This is a genomic window from Micropruina sp. (genome assembly GCF_047607385.1).
GTDB lineage: Bacteria > Actinomycetota > Actinomycetes > Propionibacteriales > Propionibacteriaceae > Micropruina.
Window position 1 is genome coordinate 23,601 of the sequence record NZ_JASGDE010000113.1, and the last position, 8,138, is coordinate 31,738.

Below are 8,138 nucleotides of genomic sequence, written 5' to 3' on the forward strand. Positions count from 1 at the left end.
CCTCGGCATGCGCCCTGGCAAGGGGTTTCGACAAGCTCAACCAGCGGTGGCTGGGTTGATCCGCCCCCTCACTGTCACCGCGACGATGAGGGCCGGGTCGACTCACTCCTCCGGGTCGTAGCCCAGGTTCGGCGCCAGCCACTTCTCGGCCTGCGCGAGCGTCCAGCCCTTGCGTTCGGCGTAGCTCTCCACCTGGTCGCGGGCCAGGCGTCCGACCACGAAGTAGCGGCTGTCGGGGTGGGAGAAGTACCAGCCGGAGACGGCGGCGCCGGGCCACATCGCCATCGACTCGGTGAGCTGGATGCCGGTGCGGCGCTCGACGTCCAGCAGGTTCCACAGGGTCTGCTTCTCGGTGTGGTCGGGGCAGGCGGGGTAGCCGGGTGCCGGACGGATGCCGCGGTATCGCTCGGCGATCAACGCGTCATTGTTCAACGCCTCGTCCGGAACATAGCCCCAGAACTCGCGCCGGACCCGCTCGTGCAGCCGCTCAGCGAACGCCTCGGCCAGCCGGTCGGCCAGTGACTCCAGCAGGATGCCGCTGTAGTCGTCCAGTGCTTCGCGGAACGCTGTGACCCGCTCGGGCGCGCCGAGCCCGCCGGTGACCGCGAATCCGCCCACCCAGTCGGCCAGCCCGGTCGACTTGGGTGCCACGTAGTCGGCCAGCGAACGGTTCGGGACGCCCTCGCGGTGATGGCCCTGCTGCCGCAGCTGATGCAGCCGCAACCGGACTTCACTACGGGTTTCGTCGGTGTACAGCTCCAGGTCGTCGTCCACCGCGGACGCCGGGAAGAACCCGATCACGCCGTTCGCCCGCAGCCAGCCCTCGGCGATCACCGTGTCCAGCATGGTCTGGGCGTCGCTCCACAGCTTGCGGGCCGCCTCGCCCGAGGCCGGGTTGTTCAAGATGTCGGGGTAGCGGCCCTTCAGCTCCCAGGCGTTGAAGAACGGCTGCCAGTCGATGTAGTCGCGCAGCTCGGCCAGCGGGTAGTCGATGAACTCCCGGATCGGTCCCTCGTCGAGCATCGCCGGACGCGGCGGCACGTACCCGCTCCAGTCGATCGGCGTCCGCTCGGTCAAGGCCTCGGCATAGGGGATCAGCGGCCGGTCGTTGCGCTTGGCGGCGTGCCGTTCCCGGATCGACTCGTAGTCGCGGAACACCTCGGCCATGAAGTCGGGACGCTTCTCGTCCGACAGCAGCGCGGCCGCGGTCGGCACCGAGCGGGAGGCGTCCTTCACCCACACCACCGGGCCCTCGTAGCGCGGTGCGATCTTCACCGCGGTGTGCGCGCGCGAGGTGGTGGCGCCACCGATCAGCAGCGGCAGCTTCAACCCGAGCCGCTGCAGTTCGGCGGCGAAGTTCGACATCTCGTCCAGCGACGGGGTGATCAGCCCGGACAGCCCGATCATGTCGGCGCCCTTCTCTTCGGCGGCGGCCAGGATCTTCTGCGCCGGCACCATCACGCCGAGGTCGATCACCTCGTAGTTGTTGCACTGCAGCACCACGCCGACGATGTTCTTGCCGATGTCGTGCACGTCGCCCTTGACCGTGGCCATCACGATCCGGCCCTTGGTGTACGCGGCGTCACCGGGCTTCTTCTCGGCCTCGATGAACGGGATCAGATGGGCCACGGCCTTCTTCATCACCCGCGCCGACTTCACCACCTGCGGCAGGAACATCCGTCCCGCCCCGAACAGGTCGCCGACCACGCCCATGCCGTCCATCAGCGGACCCTCGATGACGTCCAGCGGGCGCCCGCCCGAGCCGGCCAGCTCGACCCGCATCTCCTCGGTGTCGGCGACGATGTGCTCGTCGATGCCCTTCACCAGAGCGTGGGTGATCCGCTCCCGGGCCGGCAGGGTGCGCCACTCCTGCACCGCCTCCTCGACCTCGCCGGCGGCGACGTTGAACTCGGCGGCGATCTCCAGCAGCCGCTCGGTGGCGTCCGGACGCCGGTTCAGCACCACGTCCTCGATGCGTTCCCGCAGCCGCGGGTCGATCTGGTCGTAGACCACCAGGGCACCGGCGTTGACGATGCCCATGTCCATGCCGGCCGCGATCGCGTAGTAGAGGAACACCGCGTGGATCGCCTCGCGCACCGGGTTGTTGCCGCGGAACGAGAACGACACGTTCGACACGCCGCCCGAGATCAGCGCGCCGGGCAGGTTCTGTTTGATCCACCGGGTCGCCTCGATGAAGTCGACGCCGTAGTTGGCGTGCTCGTCGATGCCGGTGCCGATCGCGAAGACGTTCGGGTCGAAGATGATGTCGTGGGCCGGGAAGCCGACCTCGTCGACCAGAATCCGGTAGGCCTCGGCGCAGACGTCCTGGCGGCGCTGCAGGGTGTCGGCCTGGCCGTCGCTGTCGAAGGCCATCACCACGATCGCGGCGCCGTACTTGCGGCACAGCTTGGCGTGGGCGATGAACGGCTCGACGCCTTCTTTCATCGAGATCGAGTTGACGATCGGCTTGCCCTGCAGGCAGCGCAGCCCGGCCTCGATCACCTCCCACTTCGACGAGTCGACCATCACCGGCACCCGGCAGATGTCCGGCTCGGAGCTGATCAGCTTGCAGAACCGGTCCATCGCGGCGACGCCGTCGATCATCCCCTCGTCCATGTTGACGTCGATCACCTGGGCGCCGCTCTCGACCTGCTGCCGGGCCACCTCCAGCGCGGTGCCGTAGTCGCCCTCGCGGATCAGCCGGCGGAACCGGGCCGAGCCGGTGATGTTGGTGCGCTCGCCGACGTTCACGAACAGCGAATCGGGGGTGATCGCGAGCGGCTCCAGGCCGGCCAGCCGCATCGCCGGCCGTGGCTTGGCGGGCGTGCGCGGGGCGGCGTCCCGGGTGGCGCGGACGATGGCCTCGACGTGCTCGGGGGTGGTGCCGCAGCAGCCGCCGAGAATGTTCACCAGGCCGTCGGCGGCGAAACCGGCCACGATCGCCGCCATCTCGGCGGGGGTCTGGTCGTACTCGCCGAAGGCGTTCGGCAGCCCCGCGTTGGGGTAGCAGGAGACGAAGCAGTCGGCGATGCGGGCGAGCTCGGCCACGTAGGGACGCATCTCGGCCGCGCCGAGGGCGCAGTTCAATCCGACCGCCAGCGGACGGGCGTGCCGGATGCTGTTGAAGAACGCCTCGGTCACCTGCCCGGACAGGGTGCGGCCGGACGCGTCGGTGATGGTGCCGGAGACGATCACCGGCCAGCGGCGTCCGCGCTGTTCGAACAGCGTCTCCAGCGCGAAGATGGCTGCCTTGGCGTTGAGGGTGTCGAAGACGGTCTCGATCAGCAGGAGGTCGGCGCCGCCGTCGACCAGGCCGTCGGCCTGCTCCAGGTAGGCCTCGACCAGTTCGGTGTAGCTGACGTTGCGGGCGCCCGGATCGTTGACGTCGGGGGAGATGGACGCCGTCCGGTTGGTCGGGCCGAGCGCCCCCACCACGTAGCGCGGACGGCTCGGATCGGCGGCGTTGGCCTCGTCGCAGGCGGCCCGGGCCAGCCGCGCGGAAGCCAGGTTCAGCTCGTAGGCCAGTGCCTCCATGCCGTAGTCGGCCATCGAGATGCGCTGCGCGTTGAAGGTGTTGGTCTCGATGAAGTCGGCGCCGGCGTCCAGGTAGCCGCGGTGGATGGACGCGATGATCTCGGGCTGGGTCAGCGAGAGCAGGTCGTTGTTGCCCTTGACGTCGCTGGGCCAGTCGGCGAACCGCTCGCCCCGGTAGTCCGCCTCGTCCAACGAGAACCGCTGGATCACCGTGCCCATCGCGCCGTCCAGGAAGTGCATTCGGGTGGCCAGGGCGGCTCGCAGGGTCGCCGAGGCGTCCGGACGGAGTTCGCCGGAAGCCGGGCGCGCGGCGGTCAAGGTGTCGGAGCGGCTGCTCACTTCAGGCACGGTCCCTTTCGTCGATACAGCTACGCAACTGTACGCGACCGGGCCCGGATCGCCGCGTCGGTACCGGGGTCGCGGATTGGCCCGGCAGCAACCCCGCGGCGGGGCGATTCGGCGAGCCGGATCGGTGCCGCCGTCGGCGCCACCGGCGGAACCTCTACTCTTGGCCTGTGCCTGCGTTCGTCCGCCCCCTGTTGTCCCTGGTCACCGCGGGGTGCGTGGCGTTCGCCGCAGGCGGCTGCGTCCGTGCGCCCGACCCGCTGCCGAGCCCGTCGACCAGCAGCAGCGGGCCGCCGCGTCCGTTCACCGTGCTGACCGTGCAGAAGGCGACGACCGCCGATCCCGCCGCCGTCCGCAACGACTCCGACGCGATGGTCGCCCTCGACCTTTTCCAGCGGCTGATGCTGGTGCAGCCGAGCACCCAGCTGCTCAAACCCGACCTGGCCAAGGAATGCCTGTTCACCGCCGAGCGGATCTTCGAATGCACGCTGCCGAAGGAACTGACCTTTTCCAGCGGGCATTCGCTGACCAGTTCGGACGTGAAGTTCAGCATTCTGCGGGCGCTGCGGTTGGCGCCGCAACAGATGTCGATGCTGGGCGCGTTGCGCACCATCGAGACCCCCGATCCGTGGACGGTCCGGTTCCGGCTGAAGTACCCCGACAACCAGTTCGGCTACGGGCTGGCCGCGCCGGCGGCGTCCATCGTCGACGAGGAGAGCTACGACCCCGACCGGGCCAAACCGGTCGACCAGATGGCGATCGGCAGCGGCCCCTACCAATTGGAGAGTTGGGACAACAAAGGCCTGACCATCACCAAATTCACCCAGTACAAGGGCGCGCTGGGCACCGACATGCCCCGGATCCGGATCAGTTGGGCCGATTCGCCCACGGCGGAGAACGCGCTGGCGGACGGTGCGGCGGAGATCGTCTGGCGCACCCTCAGCCCGGCGGCGATCGACCGGTTGCAGGGCCGGATCCGGCAGGATCTGGACGATCACCAGCAGCCCGCCTTCTTCCGCTGGGGCCTGCCGCGGATGGTGCTGCAGCGCCTGGTCTGGCTGCCGCGCAGCAGCTACCGGGCCAACGCCACCCTGCGTCAGGCGGTGTCGCTGGCGCTGCAGGAGGACCGCACCGCCGGTTCGATCCTGCCGACCATGATGGAGGACCACACCGACGCCTTCGCCCTCGGCGGCAACCCCAAGGTGCCGTCGCTGGGCCGGCGGATCTCGCTCACCATGCGGTTCACCAACACCTCGCCGGCGATGGAAGACCTGGCGCAGCGGGTGCGCGGCCGGCTGGAGCAGAAGCTCGGCATTTCGGTGCAGCTGGTCACCGAGACCGAGCGGGCCGACCTGGAACTGCGGGACAGCGCACCGCTGGTGAACACGCCGCTGGGCTGGCTGCAGGACTACCTGAAGAACCCGCTGCCGGGCAGTGCCGACAAGCTGGCCGAACTGGAGGAGCGGGTGCGCTCGTCCAGCCGGCACGAGGTGCAAGGGCCGGCGTTGGGTGAGATCCAGAAGCAGGCCGCGGTGGATGCCACCGTGGTGCCGATCGCCGAGGCCGAGGGCGTGCTGTTCCTGCGGCAGCACGTCGACCTGGTCGGCGAGGCGCTCGGACCGGGATGGCAATTGGCGTTGTGGGGAGCACGATGGCGGAACTGAACGGGGTGCGCACCGGGCCGTTGCAGGCCGGGGAGCGGGTCACCTTGACCGATCCGAAGGGACGCCGGCATTCGGTGTTGCTGGCGATCGGCGGCACCTTCCACACCACCAAGGGCGGGATCAGTCACGACGCGCTGATCGGCGGCCCGGACGGCAACGTGGTGAGGTCGGCCGGCGGGGTCGCCTACGTGGCGTTCCGGCCGCTGCTGGAGGAGTTCACCGTCACCATGCCGCGCGGGGCGGCGGTGATCTATCCCAAGGACGCCGCCCAGATCCTGATGCAGACCGACATCTTCCCCGGCGCCCGGGTGCTGGAGGCCGGGGTGGGTTCCGGGTCGCTGTCGATGCATCTGCTGCGGACGATCGGATCGGCCGGACGGCTCTACTCCTACGAGCGCCGGGCAGACTTCGCCGCGATCGCGCAGCGCAACGTGGAGACCTTCTTTGGCGCCCCGCACCCGGCCTGGGAGGTGCGGGTCGGCGACCTGGTCGAGGCGATCGGCGAGGAGGAGATCGACCGGGCGATCCTCGACATGCTGGCGCCCTGGGAATGCATCGACGCCGTCGCGAACGTGCTGGTGCCCGGCGGCATGCTGTGCTGCTACGTCGCCACCGCCACCCAGCTGGGCCGCACCATGGACACCCTGCGCGCCCACGGCGGATTCACCGAACCGGCGGCGAGCGAGCTGTCGGTGCGGCAGTGGCATGCCGAAGGGCTGGCGATCCGGCCGGGGCATGCCACCACCGGCCACACCGGCTTCCTGATCTTCACCCGCCGGTTGGCGCCCGGGGTGACCGCCCCGCTGCGCCGGCGGCGTCCGGCACCGGGTGCGTACGGACCCGACTACAGCGGTCCGCGTCCGCCCGGAGTCGGGGTGGAAGAGGCGTCGGAGTGAGCGGGGCGGAGTCGCTCGACCAGCTCCGTGAGCTGGCCGAGGCCCGCGGACGGGCCGCCGAGCTGGCGGAGCGCCGGCTGGCCAACGCGCGTGCCGACGCCCGCTCGCTGGCGCAGACCAACGAGAAGCTGAACAGCACGCTGCGGGAGGCCCGCGAGACGCTGGTCGGGCTGCGTGCCCAGCTGGAGGCGCTGTCGAACCCGCCGCAGGCACACGGCGTCGTCGTCGGTCTCAGTGCCGACGCTCTGGCGGACGTGTCGGTCGGTGGCCGGGTGCTGCGGGTCGCGGTGGCGCCGAAGTTGGCGTCCGACGGGTTGGCGGCCGGCGTCCCGGTGCTGCTCAACGAGGCGATGATGCTGGTCGGTCTCGCCCCCGAGCCGGCCCAGTTCGACGTGGTCGTGGTCAAGGACGTGCTGGCCGACGGACGCCTGCTGGTCGGCGGCGGAGGCGACGACGAGCATGTGCTGACCGCCGCGCCCGCGGCGTCCGCGGCCCAGCCGGGACAGAGCGTGGCCGCCGACCGGCGCGCCGGGCTGGCGCTGTGGGTGGTGGAACGCACCGAGGTCAACGACCTGCTGCTGGACGAGGTGCCGGACGTCGACTACGCCGACATCGGCGGGCTGAGCGGCCAGATCGAGCAGATCCGGGACGCCGTGGAGCTGCCGTTCCTGCACCGCGACCTGTACGCCCGCTATCAGTTGCCGGCACCCAAGGGGGTGCTGCTGTACGGACCGCCCGGCTGCGGCAAGACGATGATCGCCAAAGCGGTGGCCAACTCGCTGGCCGAGCAGGTCGGCGGGGGCGTGGGCAGCCATTTCCTGAACATCAAGGGTCCCGAGCTGCTGAACAAGTACGTGGGGGAGACCGAGCGGCAGATCCGGGTGATCTTCGCCACCGCCCGCGAGCACGCCGCCGACGGGCGTCCGGTGATCGTGTTCTTCGACGAGATGGACTCGTTGTTCCGCACCCGCGGCAGTGGCGTCAGCTCCGACATGGAGTCGACGGTGGTGCCGCAGCTGCTCAGCGAGATCGACGGCGTCGAGGGACTGTCGAACGTGATCATCATCGGCGCCACCAACCGCGAGGACCTGATCGACCCGGCCATCCTGCGCCCGGGACGGCTGGACGTGAAGATCAAGCTCGATCGTCCGGACGCCGTCGCGGCGTCCGAGATTCTCGGCAAGTACCTCACCGACCAGGTCCCGCTGCGGGTCGGAGCGGGGGCGGACGCGGGGGAGTTCCGGCGACAGCTGATCGAGGCGACGGTCGGGGTGCTGTACGCCGAGACCGACGACAACCGCTTCCTGGAGGTCACCTACGCCTCCGGCGACCGGGAAGTGCTCTACGTGAAGGACTTCGTCTCCGGCGCGATGCTCGCCAACATCGTCGGACGCGCCAAGAAGGCCGCGATCAAGGACGTCCTGGCCGGCGGCCCGGACGGCGTCCGGCTAGAGCACCTGCTCGGTGCCTGTGCCGATGAGGTCACCGAGAACGAAGACCTGCCGAACACCACCAACCCCGACGACTGGGCACGCATCTCCGGCCGCAAGGGCGAGCGGATCACCTTCATGCGCACCCTGCGCGGTGCCCGCCAGGTGAACCCGTAGCGCCGAACGCCGCGGTGTGGGTCGGTGGGACGATGGGGACGGTTCTTTTCGTTCCACTCGTTAGGTGTGGAACGAAAATAACCGTCCCCATC

The 8,138-nt window shown here is 69.8% G+C and carries 3 protein-coding genes and 1 pseudogene; 3 read left to right on the plus strand and 1 reads right to left on the minus strand.

Annotated features, from left to right (window positions below; translation table 11 throughout):
- Nucleotides 1–102: 102 nt before the first annotated feature.
- Nucleotides 103–3,774, minus strand: coding sequence for a methionine synthase (gene metH, locus QM582_RS10130; RefSeq protein ID WP_415084070.1), 3,672 nt, complete (start codon nucleotides 3,772–3,774; stop codon nucleotides 103–105).
- A 275-nt stretch (nucleotides 3,775–4,049) separates the two neighbouring features.
- Between metH and QM582_RS10135 the strand changes: the two genes are divergently transcribed.
- The 3 genes and pseudogenes from QM582_RS10135 to arc all read left to right on the plus strand — a co-directional run bounded on the left by QM582_RS10135 (nucleotide 4,050) and on the right by arc (nucleotide 8,046).
- Nucleotides 4,050–5,543, plus strand: a complete 1,494-nt coding sequence (locus QM582_RS10135; RefSeq protein ID WP_415084068.1) for an ABC transporter substrate-binding protein — start codon at nucleotides 4,050–4,052, stop codon at nucleotides 5,541–5,543.
- Nucleotides 5,544–5,557: 14 nt separating this feature from the next.
- Nucleotides 5,558–6,439: pseudogene (locus QM582_RS10140) on the plus strand (tRNA (adenine-N1)-methyltransferase); the annotation flags it as partial.
- Nucleotides 6,436–8,046: a proteasome ATPase gene (arc, locus tag QM582_RS10145; protein ID WP_415084069.1), complete on the plus strand. Its 1,611-nt coding sequence runs from the start codon at nucleotides 6,436–6,438 to the stop codon at nucleotides 8,044–8,046. The pseudogene QM582_RS10140 and the gene arc, both read left to right, overlap by 4 nt.
- The last annotated feature ends 92 nt before the right edge of the window (nucleotides 8,047–8,138 follow it).

What these genes read in the sequence shown, in the direction of transcription:
- metH (WP_415084070.1), bottom strand. Translation starts at nt 3,774, where the DNA reads ATGCACTTCCTGGACGGCGCGATGGGCACGGTGATCCAGCGGTTCTCG.